We start from the raw sequence: 14,803 nt of genomic DNA, 5'->3' as shown, positions 1-14,803 counted from the left end.
TATGTGGTTGCCACAAGAAGTGATTCGGCGTAAACGCGACGGGCATGCGCTTGGTGCGATGGACATTCAACGGTTTGTCGCCGGCATTGCCGACGGCAGCCTCAGCGATGGGCAGGTGGCCGCGTTCGCCATAGCGGTATTCATCAAGGGCATGGACGTGAGTGAACGTCTGGCCTTGACCGAGGCGATGCGCGACTCCGGCCAAGTGCTGAAGTGGGACCTGCCCGGGCCAATCGTGGACAAGCATTCCACCGGTGGCGTCGGCGACATGATCAGCCTGCTGCTGGCGCCGTTGCTGGCGGCCTGCGGCTGTTACGTGCCGATGATTTCCGGGCGAGGCCTGGGGCACACCGGCGGCACCCTGGACAAGCTTGAAAGCATCCCCGGCTACGACTGCCAACCCAGCCCTGAACGCCTGCGCGCGGTAGTGGCCGAGGTCGGTTGCGCCATTATCGGCCAGACCGCCAACCTGGCGCCCGCGGATAAGCGCCTGTATGTGATCCGCGATGTGACCGGGTCGGTGGAGTCGATTGATCTGATCACTGCGTCGATCCTCGGCAAGAAACTCGCCGCCGGCCTCGACGTCTTGATCATGGATGTGAAGACCGGCAACGGCGCCTTCATGGCCGAGCCGGAACAGGCGCGAGCGCTGGCCGCCAGCATCGTCGCAGTGGCCAACGGCGCTGGGGTCAACACCCGCGCGCTGATCACTGACATGAACCAGCCACTGGCCCGCAGTGCCGGCAACGCCCTGGAAGTTGCCGAAGCGGTCGCCTTGCTCAAGGGCGAGGTGCGCAGTGAACGCTTGTGGGCGGTGACCTTGGCGCTGGCTACTCAAGTGCTGACGATGGCCGGTATTGCGAGGGACGACGCTCACGCCCGTGATCAATTGCATCAGGCCTGGGAGAGCGGGGCAGCCTTGCAGCGATTCGAGCGCATGGTCAGTGCGCTGGGCGGCCCGCAGGGTTTTACTGGCAACCCCGAAGCGCACTTACCCAAGGCCGTCGTGTCGGTACCGGTGTGGCCTGAGGAGGAGGGCTGCGTCACCGAGATCGACACCCGCGCGGTGGGCTTGGCGGTGGTGGCATTGGGCGGCGGGCGCAGTCATCCCGACGACGTGCTGGACCTGTCCGTCGGCTTCAGCGAGTTGGCCTTTGTCGGTGAACAGGTGAGTGCGCAACGGCCCCTGGGTTGGGTACACGCGCGCACTAAAGAGCAGGCCGGGCAGGGCGCATCCGCCTTGCGCGCAGCCTACCGGCTAGGCGGTGAACGCCTGGCCGCACGCGACTTGATCCAGGCAATGCTATGAGCAAGGCGATCGTGTTGGTGCTGGATTCGTTGGGCATCGGCGCCAGTGCCGACGCTGCCCTGTTTGGCGATGCAGGCGCCGACACCTTGCGCCATATCGCCCAGGCGTGTGCCCGTGGCGAAGCCAATGGCCCGTTGCGCCAGGGGCCGTTGTGCCTGCCGAATCTGGGGCGGCTGGGGTTGGGGGCCGCAGCGGCGGCCAGTGGTGATGGACCGTTGCCGGGCCACTGGGGAGACGCGGCACCGGTCGGTGCCTACGGCCATGCGCGGGAGCAATCGTCAGGCAAGGACACGCCTTCCGGGCATTGGGAAATGATGGGCGTGCCGGTGTTGTTCGACTGGGGGTATTTCGAGCGGCCGGTCGACTCCTTCCCGCCACAGTTGCTGGCCGACCTGATTGAGCGGGCAGGGTTGCCGGGTATCCTGGGCAACTGCCACGCCTCAGGCACCACAGTGCTGGACGACTTGGGTGAGGCACACATCCGCAGCAAGCAGCCGATTTGCTACACCTCGGCCGACAGCGTGATGCAGATCGCCGCTCATGAACGCCATTTCGGGCTTGATGAGCTGTACCGGGTGTGTGAAATCGCACGCGATTTGTGTGATGAATACACCGTCGGCAGGGTCATTGCTCGACCGTTCACCGGCGAGCACGCGGGCGAGTTCCGCCGCACTGGCAATCGCCGCGACTACACGGTGCCACCGCCGTCGCCGACGCTGCTTGATCGCGTGTGCGAAGCCGGCGGCAGCGTGCATGCGGTGGGCAAGATCGGCGATATCTTCGCGCACCGCGGCATCAGCCGGTTGTACAAGGCCGACGGCAACGATGCGCTGTTCGATGCCACACTCAAGGCCTTCCAGGAGGCGCCAGACAACAGCCTGGTGTTTGCCAACTTCGTCGACTTCGACATGCTCTACGGCCACCGCCGCGACCTGGCCGGCTACGCTGCCGCGCTGGAAGCTTTCGACCGCAGGCTGCCGGCGTTATTGGCGTTGATGGACCCGCAAACGTTGCTGATCATCAGCGCCGACCACGGTTGCGACCCATCTCGGCCTGGCAGCGATCACACCCGCGAGCATGTGCCCGTGTTGGCGTACGGTGCAGGCGTAGCAGCAGGCTGGCTGGGCGAGCGCGGCAGCTTTGCCGATATTGGCCAGACGCTGGCGGCGCATTTGGAGTTGGCGCCGTTGGCGTGGGGGACCTCGTTTTTGCTGAGGGATCATCCTTGAGTCCGCCTGCTTTGGAATCGGGCGGGGTAGCTTGATAGCGGGTTTGCCAATTGATGATCGACGCCTTCAGTAATGTCTGTTCATATGGGCTCTGCACTCGGTTCGCGTCATCACGCCCAGCGGTCGGGCGGACGAACAGGGTAACTAAACCCGCTATCAATCATTATGTGAAGTATGAGTCGTCCACTATTTGTTTCTCTCGATGGGCCCAAGGGAACGGGCAAAACCACGCTTTTGGAGGCCGTTACCCAAGCACTGAGGGCAGGCAACCAAAAGGTGATCCGACTCAGCGAGCAAAAAAGCGATCCCCATAGGGCTGAAACAATGGCTCTCGTAAACGCACTCGTCAGAAACCCCAACCGGGATTTGGAGTTGAGGGTGTGTGAGCGCTTTGCGGATAGCCGTGCCTGGATTTCCCAGCACGTACTGACTAAACAGCCACCCGGTAGCATCATCTTGATTGATCGCTGGTACCCCTCCGATGCAGCGTTTCGCCGAATCGTGCGGTTTGCAGACATTCTGCAGTTAAATATTGATCGAAATGTGCGAGTGCCTGACCTGCATGTCGGCGTTGTCACCGCCCCTGATATTTCATGGGCGAGGGCAGCCGGACGACGGCGCGGGCTGAGCAGTACGGTGATCCATACGCTGGAAGAACATGTCGCGTGTACGCAGGCGTTCGAGCGCGCGATGACCGATCAAGGCTGGGTTTTATGCCGTAATGAAACAACGATCGAGGACGCCACGGCTCAGGTGATTGCTGAGATCTACAGCGTCCTGCGAATGCGGGCGAAGGCTACGCGGAGCTAGTCGCCGTAGCCTTCGTTGTCTTCCTATACCTTAGGCGCCAACCACGAATCTTCGGCTTCGATACCGTCGGGCTCGTACGTCCAGGTGACTTTTTCGTAGGTAAACGCCAGGTCTTCCATGTGGCCCATTTGCTTGTTGTTCGGGTCCAGGCAGTTAGGCGTCCATGACTTCATAGACACCAGCACCGCATTCTCAAGCTTTACCGTGTAGTACTTCTCTTCAGTGCCTTTAGGCGAGATGCGATAGAACTCCAGGGACACAGTTTTCATTTGCTCCCCAGACGTCAGCGCTTGGAAAAGCTTGGGCGAGCCTTTGTCGATTTCCTTGGTGAGGGTCATTGCGCCATGCACGCGCTTGCCTGTCGGGAGCCCGGTTTGAGGGTTTTTCGGTATTTCGATGGTGTGGTCTATGGCCTGCACGAGGATCTTGCCTTCGTGGCCCTGGACTTTGGTCGAACCTTCGATTTTGCCTTGGTTCTGGCCTTCCAGTGTGAGATAGCAGGGCATTGGCATAACGAGTACTCCAGTTCATTCATTGAGGTGAACATACGCGATGGGCCTCGAGCCGCTTCGCGATGGAGTCAGATTACTGAGGGCTGGCAGCCGCCACCCTCCGGTGAATACCTGAATCACTCCTGGATGCACACGCCCAGCTTGAATGCCCATTGAGTAAGGTCCGCAGCATTGTGCGCATCGAGTTTTTTCATCAAGTTCAAACGATGGGTTTCGACGGTTTTCAAGCTGATACATAGCAGCTCGGCAACATCGCGGTTGCGCGCGCCCTCAGCCACCAATTTGAGCACCTGGCGTTCGCGATCGGTCAGAGTGATGCCTGATTGTGTGCTGCTGTTGGCGCGCAGTGCAGCGACCTGGTCGGTGTTTAAATGCGCATCCAGAAACGGCTTGCCCGTGAGCAAGGTGGCAATAGCCGTGACAAGCACGTCACTGGTACTGTTTTTGAGCACGTAACCATCAGCGCCGGCATCCAGCGCGAGGGCGGCGTTTTGCTCGCTGAGACGCGAGGTGAGGGCCAGGATGCGAATACTCGGCCAGCGCTGGCGTATAAGCGGTAATGCGGAAATGCCGTCCATCACCGGCATGTTCAGGTCCAGCAGCAGCAAATCCGGTTCCAGGGCGCGACAGACATCCAATGCCTGGCGGCCATTCTCGGCTTCGCCGACGATCCTGATTCCAGGTACATCAAGCAGCAGGGCACGCAAACCTTCACGCATCAATGGGTGGTCATCTACTACCACGATCCGATAGTCAGCCATAGGTCATCCTTTGAGGGCGTTATTGCAAAACAGCCGCGCGCACGCAGTTTCAAGACTGCGCAAAGCGGCTTCGCAGTTAGCGTATTGTTGTTCTGTACTGTCCTCAAGCAGGCGGGCGAGATGCTCCAGTTCCTGTTCGCCAAATTGCCCGCAGGTGCCTCTGAGCGTGTGTGCCAGATGCGCGAGCTCAGCATGATCAGCCGCATCGCAGGCCGTGCGCATCAAACCGAGTAAACGCTGGGTGTCGACACGAAACAGTTCGCGCAGGCGCGGCGTCATGAGCGGTGAGGTGGGTGAGATGTGAGCGGTATTACTCTGCTGGGGGTTGATGTTGCCCACGGGCATGGGCGCAAGCTCCATGCCGCGCTTGATCTGCCAGGCAATGGCGCTCTCCAGCGCCCTGAACAGTTGGCCTGGCAACACGGGTTTAGCCAGGTAGGCACTGGCGCCTTGGCGCAGGAACTCTTCGCGGTCACTCGTCATGGCATTCGCTGTCAGTGCAATCACCCACGTCTCTTCGTCGAGCACGCCGTACGCACCCGAGCGTAATTTGCGGATGGTTTCCACCCCACCCATTACCGGCATCTGGCTGTCCATCAAGACCACGTCGAAGATCACTTTGCCCAGCAGTTGCAAGGCTTGCTCTCCATTGCTCGCGCACTGATAGCGATGCCCGAACCGCTCAAGATACAGGCAGGCGATTTCACGGTTGGTCGGCACATCGTCAACCACCAGAACGTTGAGTTGGTAAGCGTGGCCACACAGCGTGTCCATGTCCTCGCGTACCGGCGCTACGATAGGTTCATCAGCGGCCAGGGGCGGCAGGGGTAGCACAAGGGTAAACGTCGAGCCGTTGCCCGGTGCGCTTTTGACCCTTAACTCGCCGCCCATGAGCTGCGCCAGGCGGTGACTGATTGAAAGGCCCAACCCAGTACCGCCGTACTCACGGGTGGTCGAGGCGTCGGCTTGGCGAAAAGCATCGAAAATCTGCGCCTGCTTATCCTCGGCAATACCAATACCTGTGTCTTCGACACTAAAACCCACGTTGCCCTCCGAACCCTTCCACACCAGCAATCGCACAGAACCGCTCGGGGTGAACTTGATGGCATTGCCGAGCAGGTTGAGCAGTATCTGGCGCAAGCGCAGCGGGTCGCCCTTGACGCCAGTCGGCACATCGCCGGCGACGTGCACGCTAAGGCGCAGGCGTTTCTCTTGAGCACGCGGCGTAAGCACGTTGATCGCCTCGGCAACCTGCGCCGCCAGGTCAAAGGGCGTGTGCTCCACGGTGAGGTTGCCCGACTCAATTTTGGAGAAATCAAGAATGTCGTTGATCAGTGCCAGCAGCGCATCACCGTTATCGCGGATAGAAGCCACGAAGCGCCGCTCTGGCGCGCCCGCAGACGTGTCAGCGAGCAGATGGCTCATGCCGATGATCGCGTTGAGCGGGGTGCGAATTTCGTGACTCATGTTCGCCAGGAACTCCCCCCTGAGCAGATTCGCCCGGTCGGCGCTCTGCCACGCTTCACGCAACTCGCAAGTGCGTGCTTGTACTTGGCTTTCAAGCCCCAGGCGCTCCCGGTGAACGGTGTCGAGCAGGTCGTTATAGGCGCGGGCAAAACGCCCCAGTTCATCGTCACGTACCACCGGCAAGCGGCGTGTCAGATCATCGGAGTGGCGGGTTTCTTCAATGGCCTGGGCGAAGCCGGCCAGCGGGCGTGCCAGTTGTTGGCGCAGTACGGTCAGCAAGCCCAGCGTCAACAGCACCAGACCGATGATGGCAAACGGCGCTTCGTTCATGATCAGTTGCAAGGTGTTGGCGCGCAGACGCGCTCGTGGGTAAAGCGACACCAGGTACCAATCCAGTACGTCCAGGCGCGCGACCACCGCAGTGCCATGGCTGAGTTTAAGCTGTTGAGGAAAGGTGCCATGTATGTCCAGGCCCGGTAACGGCGTCGTCAGGTACTGGTAGTCTCTGGGTGCACCTGCGGGCAACGATGCGATGGGCAGCCCCGTATGGTCGATGATGAAGCCGTTGTACCCGCGCAGTAACTGCGACATGCGCGCAAAACGGTCATTGAGTTGCAGGTCATAACCGGTAATGACTTCCACCTTACCGTTCTTGTCGCGGCCTATAGCGGCCACGGTGATCAGTTGCTGCCCGGTATGGGCATCATAGACAGGCCCATCCCAGACGATGTCGGCCTTTGCATCGGGCAGGCGTTTACTCAAGTCTCGCAGGTAGGTGGCACGGCTGGCGGTGAATCCTTTGATGGGGTAGGGGCCCGTGGAAAAGGCCGCGCCGACACCTGGAAAGTAGAAAAACGTATCAACAATCATCGACTGACCCGCAGCGCCATAGGCTTCCGCAGCCACAGCGGCACGGGGCAGTTTCGTCGACGGCTTGGCACCCGGGTCGGAAAGCCAGTAAAGCGTGCTGCGCGGTGACGGCATGTCGAGTTCTTCGCTCACCGGGCTGCGCCATAGTCGCAATAACCTGCGCGCGCCATCGGCGGCCTCTTGCAAATCATCGTTGTCGACGCGAGTGATCAGCTCCACGCGTTGACTGAGCTCCTGCAGTGACTCACGCTCCAGTTGATGGTAGACACGCCACGCACTCAGCCCGGTTGCTACACACCAACTGCCCGCCAGCACCACTACCAGCGCGCAGGTGATGCGCAACGCCAGGGACCTGCGCCATAACGCTTTCATTCAGGCGGTGCCTTGAGGGTGGACGAAAATCCAGGCTCAGGGGCGTACGCCCGGCAGTAGGCAATCTGCGCCGGGGGGCGCTGCGCAGCCAACCGCCGTTCGGTAACGCTGCCCTGCGCGGCTTCGCCCATTGTCTCTGCCGCGTCCTGGGCATCCATGGTCGTCAGTTGGTCATTGATGGTCTTCAACTGTTCATCAATCGCCTTGGCCTGGCTACTCGCCGCCTGAGCTTGTTGTTCGGTACGTAACAAGCTGTCGGCGCCGGTGTAGCGGTAGGTGAGTGTCAGGTGGGTAATGTTATCGCTGGCCATCAGGTCACGCTGCTCGGGAAAGTCGTCAGGGGTGAGGGTGCGCTGACCGCTGGCAAACGTCTGCAAAAAGTCGATGAACCCCTGCGCACCGGGCCAATGTTTAATCAGTGTGTAATGTGCAAACCGTACCTGCAGGCTGACATCGCCGCAAGCCCCGGGCGCCCACGTGAAGTCGGTACTGGTAGGGAAATTAAAGTTATCCAGCACGTTTGAGTGGCTGCTGCATTGCAATGTCAGTCGGGTTTGCTGGGGTAATTGCCTGGCGCCAAGGTTGATCGACACGGGCGTCGCCTGGATGCCGACCACGGCGGCATTGGCTGGCAGGTTGAGCTGCGGCTGCAATGTCGCTTGCTGTGCCTGCAACGCCTTTTGCGCAGCTTGCAGGTTTTGTCGTTGCGCCTGGCGTTCAGCCTGCTGCGCAGCGTTTTGGCGTTTGGCCACTGCCAGGTCCGACTGGGCATGTTGCAGGCGCCCGGCGTAGGTGAGAAACCCATCGTTGAAGGGCACTTTATGCCCCAATGCAGTAACCGCTTTGAAACCCTGTACATCCTGCTGGATAAAGGTCTTGATCGGGCCTGTGAGAAACTTGGGCACTTGACCGCGCTCGCCATACAGCGTGTCAGTCAACACCACCGGGTCGTGCACACCCGCCACGGCGCTCAATACCTGGCTGTTCCAGTCTTGCTGCAACTGGCAAGCGGCAACCTGCCCGGCATAGTCCATCGCAAAGTCCAGGCCACCGAAAACCAGTTTCCACACGACCGGCTCGCTCGCGTCACCTTGTGTCAGTTGTCGGCGCAATCCTTCGCGCAGGTCCTGTGCTTCCCACAGGCCCGCGGATTTGATCGACGGATCATTGCCATAGCCCCAATTATCGAGGGCCACCTGGAACGCTTGTGCATCACTCTTGCGCAGGTCGGTCGCCACCGCCTGCAGCTTTTGGTTGAACTGGCTGAGCGCTTTTGCCTGGCTCATATCGGTGTTCACGGCATCCACGCCCTTTGCGACGGAACCGCTGCTGACGCTGCCCTTGAGCACGTCGCTACCCAGGTCATTCGCGGTGCGTAAGTTGCCAAGCAGGCTGGCGTGACCCGACGCAGGCGCTGTTTGCGCCAGTTCAAGCAGACGGTTCACGTGCACGCTCAACTGTGCCCAGGGCCTGCGGTTGGCCACCGGGATCAGTGCGACACGCGCGGCGGTGCGTTGCAGCAGTTGGCGGGAGGGCTCACGCGCTGTGCCAACAGTGCTGAGGATGTCGCGCGATTGAGCTTGATTGTCCCGATCAGCTGGATTCATCGAGAGGTAACCTTCGATAAAGCGATACCAGGCATCCTGCGTGTCATTTTGATACTGAACAAGAAAATGCTCACGTTGATTTTTCCATTCGGCCTGATTGCCCATCGCACAGACCCACTCATCAATGAAGCCCAGAATCGCATTGCGTCCCTCAACGGTGAACGCCCGGGGCAGGGCCGCGTCGGCAGAGGGTGGCACCTGCATGAAGTCAGAATAACGCAGGCTGGGCAATTGGGACTGCTGGTCCGCCCAGGCCTCCAGCCAAGACAACGACCGAGTGGCCAGCCCCAGGCCGTTAAGCTGGCGCAGGGCGTTGGCACGCTCTTCAACCAAGGCTTGCTCGTCGGTTTGCCACCTCAGATAAGCTTTGAAACTGTGACTCAACGAGCGCGCCTGCGTTGCACTGGGGACCTGGTCGGGTAGCAATTGGCCCAGCAGCGGCAGCAATTGTTCTCCCGGCCCCGGCAAGGCATCCAGTGAACCACCGGCGAGCCGCGCATTGATCAAGTTGATTTGCCGTACCAACAGCTCCGCGTAGCTGGCGATAAGTGTGTCGTTGTGACTGGTCGCAATCGCTTGCAACTGATCAGGCAGCAGTTTCATGAACAAAGGACGCTGCACGCTATTGTCGAACGCGGTGACGTACTGCGCGCGGTCGTAGCCGATCACTTGACTGACCCGGTGGTGGAACGGCAGCCAGCGCTTCCAGCTCGGGGCCAGTTCATGCTCAAGGCTCTCGATGAACTGGTGCTGCTGCTGGAAGGTTTGCAGATCCTGGTCCAGCCCGTTGCCAAAAGCGCGGGTGCGCGGCCATTCCTGAGTCATCAGGTCCAGTTTGTGACGCACATGGCTGCTGGAGTCAATCAGCAGCGTGGCCAGGGCGCCGCAAGCGACTAACCACAGCACGATGGCTGCATGCCCTGACCAACGACGCCAGTGCCGCCAACCGTCGATGGAGCGATACGCGAAGCGTTGCACAGGCAGCACTCGGTCAAACAGCTCACGGCTGAACCAGCCGACCGGGCTGCCATTTTCATCGACACCTTGGCCGGTTAAAAACAGGCCGGACAACAACGGCGGGGCGCAGTACGGGTTGCGGTCAAACGCGGGTAACAACAATTGCTCGAGGGCCGGACGCAGCGCACCAACGCGCTCAGGCACATGCAGCGCCTGGGCACTGGGTAACCCGCGCTGGCCAAGGTCGATACGCAGTTCGAAGAGACGACGATTGATTTCCCCCAGTACCTTGTCCAGAAACCCCTGGGCATCTGCATCGCCCGCGTCGGCCAGCAGACCGAGTGCCTGCTGGCGTTGATCCTGATTGAGACTGGCGGCCCATTCGTGCATGCCTTCGATGCGCTCAGCGCCTGTAAGCACCAGGTACACCGGCAGGCGTGCTCCGAACACCGTCACCAGGTCATCCACCTGCTGACGCAGGTTCTGCCCAAGCGCTTGCAGGTAAGCGTTATTCTTTTCTTGCAGACGCTCAATCGCAATCGCCAGAATCACGCCGTTCAACGGCTCGCGCCGCCGTGAACGTGCCAGGCGTACCATTAGGCGTTTCCAGGCACTGGCGCAGTCGAGCAAGGGTTTGGCGGGGTCGAGTACCACCGCATGTTCAAAGAACCACCAGTTGAGAACCTTATGCCGAGCTGAACGTAACGGCGTAGCCAAGCCGCTATGGGCCAGCAGTGTGCTTTTGTCGCTGCTGGTATCACCGAGCAGCATGAACCAGGGCAGGGCATGCAGTGCCGAGCCAAAATAGCCCGAGCGGCCCAAACGCGACTGGCGCAGCAAGCGCACACCGTCGTTCCAGCACTGATCGACATCGGGGCTGAGGGGCGCGACGCGGTCCGGCAGGTCACGCTGCAGGTGCTTGCGCAGGCGCCAACCTTGCCACTGCCGCACGGTCCACAACAGCAACCAGCCGCCAGACAACACACCAATGACCATCAACGGCAAACACCACAGTGGCCAGCCGCACAGCACCACGACTACCCAACAGGCGCACCCCAGCGTCATCAGCGCGACCATCCAGAACACCGCCACTAGCGCTTTTTTCAACATTTCAATGGGTCTCCATCAGCATCGCGGCAGCCGTTGCCAGCGGCCTGTCCAGGCCGATGTAAAGGGCTGCCAGGCCCAGTAGCGGAATCACGATCAACGCGACAAGCACCAACATGGGCACTCGCCGACGCGTCTGCGCGCGCGCGGCTGTGGCATCGAATGACGGCGGGGCAAATAACCTGCTGGACGCGTCCAGCGTGCGCATCTGGCCGTCACGGGCAATGCGTTGCAGGCATTTGCGGCGAAAGTCGGCCAGTTCATCGCCTGGGCGCGTTGCGTAGTGACCGGCGAAACCCGCGAGCAGGGCCAGGCCAAACACCTCGCGAACCGGCCCGGCATCCTCCGGTAGCGCCTGCAAGCGCTGGAAAAACTCGACCCCAGCCCGTGTGGTAGAAAAGTAGTGGCGCTGTAAGGGCGACCGACGCCAGTCGACGGCGCCGCACCACAGGGTGGTCATTGCCGTTTCATCCACCCAGGCCACGACCGAAAACAGTGATTCGCGCACCCACGTTTCGAGGTAACCGAGTTCACGGGCGCGATCGACCGCAAGGTCCAGCTGGTGGGTGAGGGTTGCTTTCGCGGTGGCCGCCGACGCAGCGGGATCGGCGATGACGCCATGAGTGGTTTCAAAGATGCCGACCCAGCAGTCGGCCAAGCGACTTTCGTTCATGCGCGTACCGCCACCAGCTCTACCAACAAGTCTGCCGGGGCATCAGGCATAAAGAGCGCGGCGGCCTGCGCGCTGCAGATTTTTTCCCAGGCGTCACTCAGTGGTTCCAGTCGGTAATAGAGGGCTCCGGGCCGGCGGGGCATGCCTTGCGGCGGCACGTGCAGGAAAATCAGTTCAACCCCCGGTAATGCACGGCTGATCAGGTCAGGCATGTGCTGCGGGGCGCCCAGCTTGCCGTCCAGTTCCAGGTTCTGCGCGAGTCGCGTCGGATCACCCTCGCTGCGCACCACTAGATAGTAGCGGTGGCGCGGGCCAACAAAGGCGTCAGGCAGGGCGCTCTGGAACAACCCATCGCTGGGCAGCAACCGCACCAGCAGTTCTGCGCCGACGCTGATCTCGTTAAGCAATTGGCCTATTAACCCAGCCGCCAGAGTGATGGCCTGGCCGGACTCTTCATGGTGATAGGGCGCCAACAACGAACGGCCATCGGCGGTTTGCCCCAGCATGTCGCAGCGCTCGCTGAACACACTCAGTTCACCCACCAACTGGCGCAGCGTCCCATACACCTGCCACGGTGAAACTTGCGGTGTTTCCAGAAAATGCGTCAGCAGTGGGCCGTAACGGTTAAGGGTGACCAATGCGAGCAAATTTTGCGTGTGTGCGGCATCGAAGTCGCCATAACGCGCATCGCCTGATTGCTTGAAGACCTCCAACTGTCGGGCTCGGCTGACCAATTCGTCACGGGTATCGCGCAACGTTTGCATTAACGCTGGCGAGGCACCGATCATCACGCAAGGGGCGATGTAACGTTCGCACAAATGAATGCGGTCACCGTCGTGCTCCAACCGCGCGACAGGCAACAGCTCATAGGCGCCGAGGTTGTCCAGCTCCTCTTCCCAGAACAAGCGCAAGACGTAGCACATTTGCCGTACCAGCGCTTCGGGGGCTTCTGCGTGCCGATCATTCAGGGGTTGCGGGTCGGCCCTCACCGCGAAGCGCACGCTGGCTTTTTCGGCGTCTTGCAGGTCTTCGAATACCTGCGCGTCAGGTTCGCCCGGCTGGCTGCGCTTGAGGCCGACATACAGTGTGCGGCTGTCACGGGCAAAGTCTGCCTGCGCCAGTGGGCGGCACTCCAGCATGGCATTACCGGGGTACTCCACCAGGCTGCCGTCGGTAAACCGCACCGACAGCTGTTCAATTCGACATTGACGGGACGCCAGTGCCGCCTCACTCAAGCGCATCGATACCAGCCCCCAGGCATGCGGTTGCAGGCAGGCCAGGTGCCTGGTCATGAGGTTTTCCAGGCGTGCGTCATTGTGTTGAAAGTGCTGCGGTTGCAGGAACAGGCCTTGATGCCAGTAAAGCGGTTTGTCGATGTTCATAGGGCACCTCGACAGAGAGAGGAAACACGCGCAACAGCCATCATTGGCTCACGCCAGGCAAGCTGATTTCGCCTTCGACGGGCTGCTCGGTGGCAGGCTTCGCCAGCCGGCTTTGCTGGCTGCGCAATAGCGCGTCAGGCCCAAGCAGTAGATGGATGGCGAGGGGTTTGGGGCAGGCTGACCAGGTTTTGCTGAAGAACCCGGTAGAGGTCACGTCCACGCCAATGCGGTAGAGCTTGACGCTACGCTGCGGGTCCAAGTGGGCGTAGCCGGCGCTGATACCGACCATTTTTGCGCCCTCCAGGCGTGGCAGGCGCACGGTACGGGTTTGGCCGGGCTCGATAAACAGGCGGGTCAGGCCAATCAGGTCCGGCGGTGCGCTGGGCATCAGCAACAGCTTGCTCAGTTGCTGACTGCTGCCGGCATAGGCACTGAAGGCGTTAGGTTGAGCGAACTGGGTCACGACCAACAGGAGCGAGTGTGGCTGGCCGTCGTATTGGTTGAGATCTTTGTCGGCGGTCAGCGTCAATTCAATGCTGTCATCGGCGTAATTCCATTTCAGCTCGCTCAGCGCCTGTTGCTGTGGTGTCAGGGCGTTACTGCTGCAGGCGCTGAGCAATAGGAATAGGACGAGCCACAGCACGCCAATCGTTTTCAGCGCAACAGTGTTCATCGCAACACCAAGACCTTAGTCTGGCCGGGGGCGCTGACCATACCCACGGTATTCTGGGGCGCGCCGTTATGGCCGGTCAGGCAGGTCACCCGTACGGCAGGCTTGCCGCCGACCATTACGCAGGTGCTGGCGTTGAGGAAGGTCATTTCACCCATGATTCTGCCGCTGACCAGGCCGCCTGCGGCGCCCGCCTGATCGCCATTGCTGACTGTCACTTTGCTCATCACGTTCATCGCCGGCATGCCCATCACCAGCACTTTTGCAACCAAGCCACCGGGATCCGCCATGCTGGTGTCGGCAATGTTGGGATAAGGCATTGGCACAGGCCCGGCCGGGCTTGGTGTATTACACATGTCGGGTGCGGTGGCGGTTGCCACCGCGCCATCATTGGTCAGCATGTACATAGGGAGCTCCTAACCGAGTTTGATGCGCTGGCCATCCAGCGCGACAGTACTGTCGGCGAACAGGTCGAGGGTTTCGCCACGCAATTGCCAGTCGTTTTTCACCTGCTGGCTGACCGAGCCTGCGTACAGGTCTTCGTGCCCCTCCACGCGGCGCCGACTGTCGCCGAACTCCGCTGTGTGCACCTGCACGTATTGGTGCGCGTGCAGCGCAGTGTCATGGCGTTGCAGCCAATAGCTGTCGGCGCGTTCACCGCTGACCTGCAGCGTTTTAGTGGTCAGGCAGGCGTGGGTGCTGTGCAACAGGACGCTGGCGCTGTGCACGGCGAGTGCGGCGCCGGCGTCCAGGTTGATACCGTCCCGTGCCTGCACCTGCAACGCACCTGTTGGCAGTTGCAGGTGCAGGTCGCCGTCCACACTCAAGCGTGCGGGCGTGGTGCTGTCGCGCTCCAGCACGGTAAGGATGTAGCCGCTCGCACCCTCCACGCAGATCAGCACCGCATCGCCCAGTGCCGGGTGTAGCAGGCACCCGGCTGCGGGTTTGAGCCAGAAACGTCGCCCGTCGCTACTGACGACGCCGAAACGCTCACCCTCCAGGGCATTGATCCGGGCATGGTGCAAGGTGGCCGTGTATTGACTGTGCGGCTGGACGTGCGGTGGCATGATGTTCTCC

Annotated in this window: 12 protein-coding genes; 3 read left to right on the top strand and 9 right to left on the bottom strand. The window is 61.0% G+C overall.

Features of this window, described 5'->3' with window-relative positions; genetic code table 11:
• Position 1: 1 nt before the first annotated feature.
• The 3 genes from deoA (at position 2) to ACI77I_RS21485 (ending at position 3,348) form a co-directional block, all read left to right on the top strand.
• On the top strand, positions 2-1,309 hold the full coding sequence (gene deoA / locus ACI77I_RS21495) for a thymidine phosphorylase (RefSeq protein WP_406998341.1): 1,308 nt from the start codon (positions 2-4) through the stop codon (positions 1,307-1,309).
• The gene (locus ACI77I_RS21490; protein ID WP_406998340.1) at positions 1,306-2,538 is read left to right on the top strand and encodes a phosphopentomutase; all 1,233 of its coding nucleotides are present in this window, start codon (positions 1,306-1,308) and stop codon (positions 2,536-2,538) included. The genes deoA and ACI77I_RS21490 overlap by 4 nt, the downstream gene beginning before the upstream one ends.
• A gap of 174 nt (positions 2,539-2,712) precedes the next feature.
• On the top strand, positions 2,713-3,348 hold the full coding sequence (locus ACI77I_RS21485) for a dTMP kinase (RefSeq protein ID WP_083358426.1): 636 nt from the start codon (positions 2,713-2,715) through the stop codon (positions 3,346-3,348).
• Between the two features lie 23 nt (positions 3,349-3,371).
• Here ACI77I_RS21485 and ACI77I_RS21480 read toward each other — a convergent pair whose 3' ends face one another.
• From ACI77I_RS21480 to ACI77I_RS21440, 9 genes are all read right to left on the bottom strand, one after another.
• Positions 3,372-3,860 carry an Hcp family type VI secretion system effector gene (locus ACI77I_RS21480; RefSeq protein ID WP_083358425.1) on the bottom strand — a complete coding sequence of 163 codons (489 nt, stop codon included), beginning with the start codon at positions 3,858-3,860 and terminating at the stop codon, positions 3,372-3,374.
• Between the two features lie 116 nt (positions 3,861-3,976).
• A complete protein-coding gene (locus ACI77I_RS21475) occupies positions 3,977-4,621 on the bottom strand; it encodes a two component system response regulator (protein WP_094951054.1) in 645 nt (214 codons plus the stop codon).
• A 3-nt stretch (positions 4,622-4,624) separates the two neighbouring features.
• The gene (locus ACI77I_RS21470) at positions 4,625-7,330 is read right to left on the bottom strand and encodes an ATP-binding protein (RefSeq protein WP_406998339.1); all 2,706 of its coding nucleotides are present in this window, start codon (positions 7,328-7,330) and stop codon (positions 4,625-4,627) included.
• Positions 7,327-11,004 carry a type VI secretion protein IcmF/TssM N-terminal domain-containing protein gene (locus ACI77I_RS21465; RefSeq protein WP_406998338.1) on the bottom strand — a complete coding sequence of 1,226 codons (3,678 nt, stop codon included), beginning with the start codon at positions 11,002-11,004 and terminating at the stop codon, positions 7,327-7,329. The genes ACI77I_RS21470 and ACI77I_RS21465 overlap by 4 nt, the downstream gene beginning before the upstream one ends.
• A 1-nt stretch (position 11,005) precedes the next feature.
• Entirely contained in the window at positions 11,006-11,674 is a 669-nt protein-coding gene (locus ACI77I_RS21460; RefSeq protein WP_406998337.1) for a DotU family type IV/VI secretion system protein, read from the bottom strand.
• Complete coding sequence (tssK, locus tag ACI77I_RS21455; protein WP_263272765.1) at positions 11,671-13,056, bottom strand: type VI secretion system baseplate subunit TssK; 1,386 nt, start codon at positions 13,054-13,056, stop codon at positions 11,671-11,673. Before tssK ends, ACI77I_RS21460 begins: the two co-directional genes overlap by 4 nt.
• Before the next feature lie 40 nt (positions 13,057-13,096).
• Positions 13,097-13,729 (bottom strand): type VI secretion system lipoprotein TssJ, encoded by a 633-nt coding sequence (tssJ, locus tag ACI77I_RS21450; protein ID WP_406998336.1) that lies wholly within the window; start codon positions 13,727-13,729, stop codon positions 13,097-13,099.
• Positions 13,726-14,133 (bottom strand): DUF4150 domain-containing protein, encoded by a 408-nt coding sequence (locus ACI77I_RS21445; RefSeq protein ID WP_083358418.1) that lies wholly within the window; start codon positions 14,131-14,133, stop codon positions 13,726-13,728. The genes tssJ and ACI77I_RS21445 overlap by 4 nt, the downstream gene beginning before the upstream one ends.
• A gap of 9 nt (positions 14,134-14,142) precedes the next feature.
• Positions 14,143-14,793, bottom strand: coding sequence for a DUF3540 domain-containing protein (locus ACI77I_RS21440; RefSeq protein ID WP_083358417.1), 651 nt, complete (start codon positions 14,791-14,793; stop codon positions 14,143-14,145).
• Between the last annotated feature and the right edge of the window lie 10 nt (positions 14,794-14,803).

Origin of the sequence: Pseudomonas sp. D47, from assembly GCF_045447305.1 — a bacterium.
Classification (GTDB): Bacteria; Pseudomonadota; Gammaproteobacteria; order Pseudomonadales; family Pseudomonadaceae; genus Aquipseudomonas.
Note: the sequence above shows the minus strand (reverse complement) of the source record. Positions and strands in the feature narration are given on the sequence as shown.

What these genes read in the sequence shown, in the direction of transcription:
- deoA (WP_406998341.1), top strand. Translation starts at nt 2, where the DNA reads ATGTGGTTGCCACAAGAAGTGATTCGGCGTAAACGCGACGGGCATGCG.
- ACI77I_RS21490 (WP_406998340.1), top strand. Translation starts at nt 1,306, where the DNA reads ATGAGCAAGGCGATCGTGTTGGTGCTGGATTCGTTGGGCATCGGCGCC.
- ACI77I_RS21485 (WP_083358426.1), top strand. Translation starts at nt 2,713, where the DNA reads ATGAGTCGTCCACTATTTGTTTCTCTCGATGGGCCCAAGGGAACGGGC.
- ACI77I_RS21480 (WP_083358425.1), bottom strand. Translation starts at nt 3,860, where the DNA reads ATGCCAATGCCCTGCTATCTCACACTGGAAGGCCAGAACCAAGGCAAA.
- ACI77I_RS21475 (WP_094951054.1), bottom strand. Translation starts at nt 4,621, where the DNA reads ATGGCTGACTATCGGATCGTGGTAGTAGATGACCACCCATTGATGCGT.
- ACI77I_RS21470 (WP_406998339.1), bottom strand. Translation starts at nt 7,330, where the DNA reads ATGAAAGCGTTATGGCGCAGGTCCCTGGCGTTGCGCATCACCTGCGCG.
- ACI77I_RS21465 (WP_406998338.1), bottom strand. Translation starts at nt 11,004, where the DNA reads ATGTTGAAAAAAGCGCTAGTGGCGGTGTTCTGGATGGTCGCGCTGATG.
- ACI77I_RS21460 (WP_406998337.1), bottom strand. Translation starts at nt 11,674, where the DNA reads ATGAACGAAAGTCGCTTGGCCGACTGCTGGGTCGGCATCTTTGAAACC.
- tssK (WP_263272765.1), bottom strand. Translation starts at nt 13,056, where the DNA reads ATGAACATCGACAAACCGCTTTACTGGCATCAAGGCCTGTTCCTGCAA.
- tssJ (WP_406998336.1), bottom strand. Translation starts at nt 13,729, where the DNA reads ATGAACACTGTTGCGCTGAAAACGATTGGCGTGCTGTGGCTCGTCCTA.
- ACI77I_RS21445 (WP_083358418.1), bottom strand. Translation starts at nt 14,133, where the DNA reads ATGTACATGCTGACCAATGATGGCGCGGTGGCAACCGCCACCGCACCC.
- ACI77I_RS21440 (WP_083358417.1), bottom strand. Translation starts at nt 14,793, where the DNA reads ATGCCACCGCACGTCCAGCCGCACAGTCAATACACGGCCACCTTGCAC.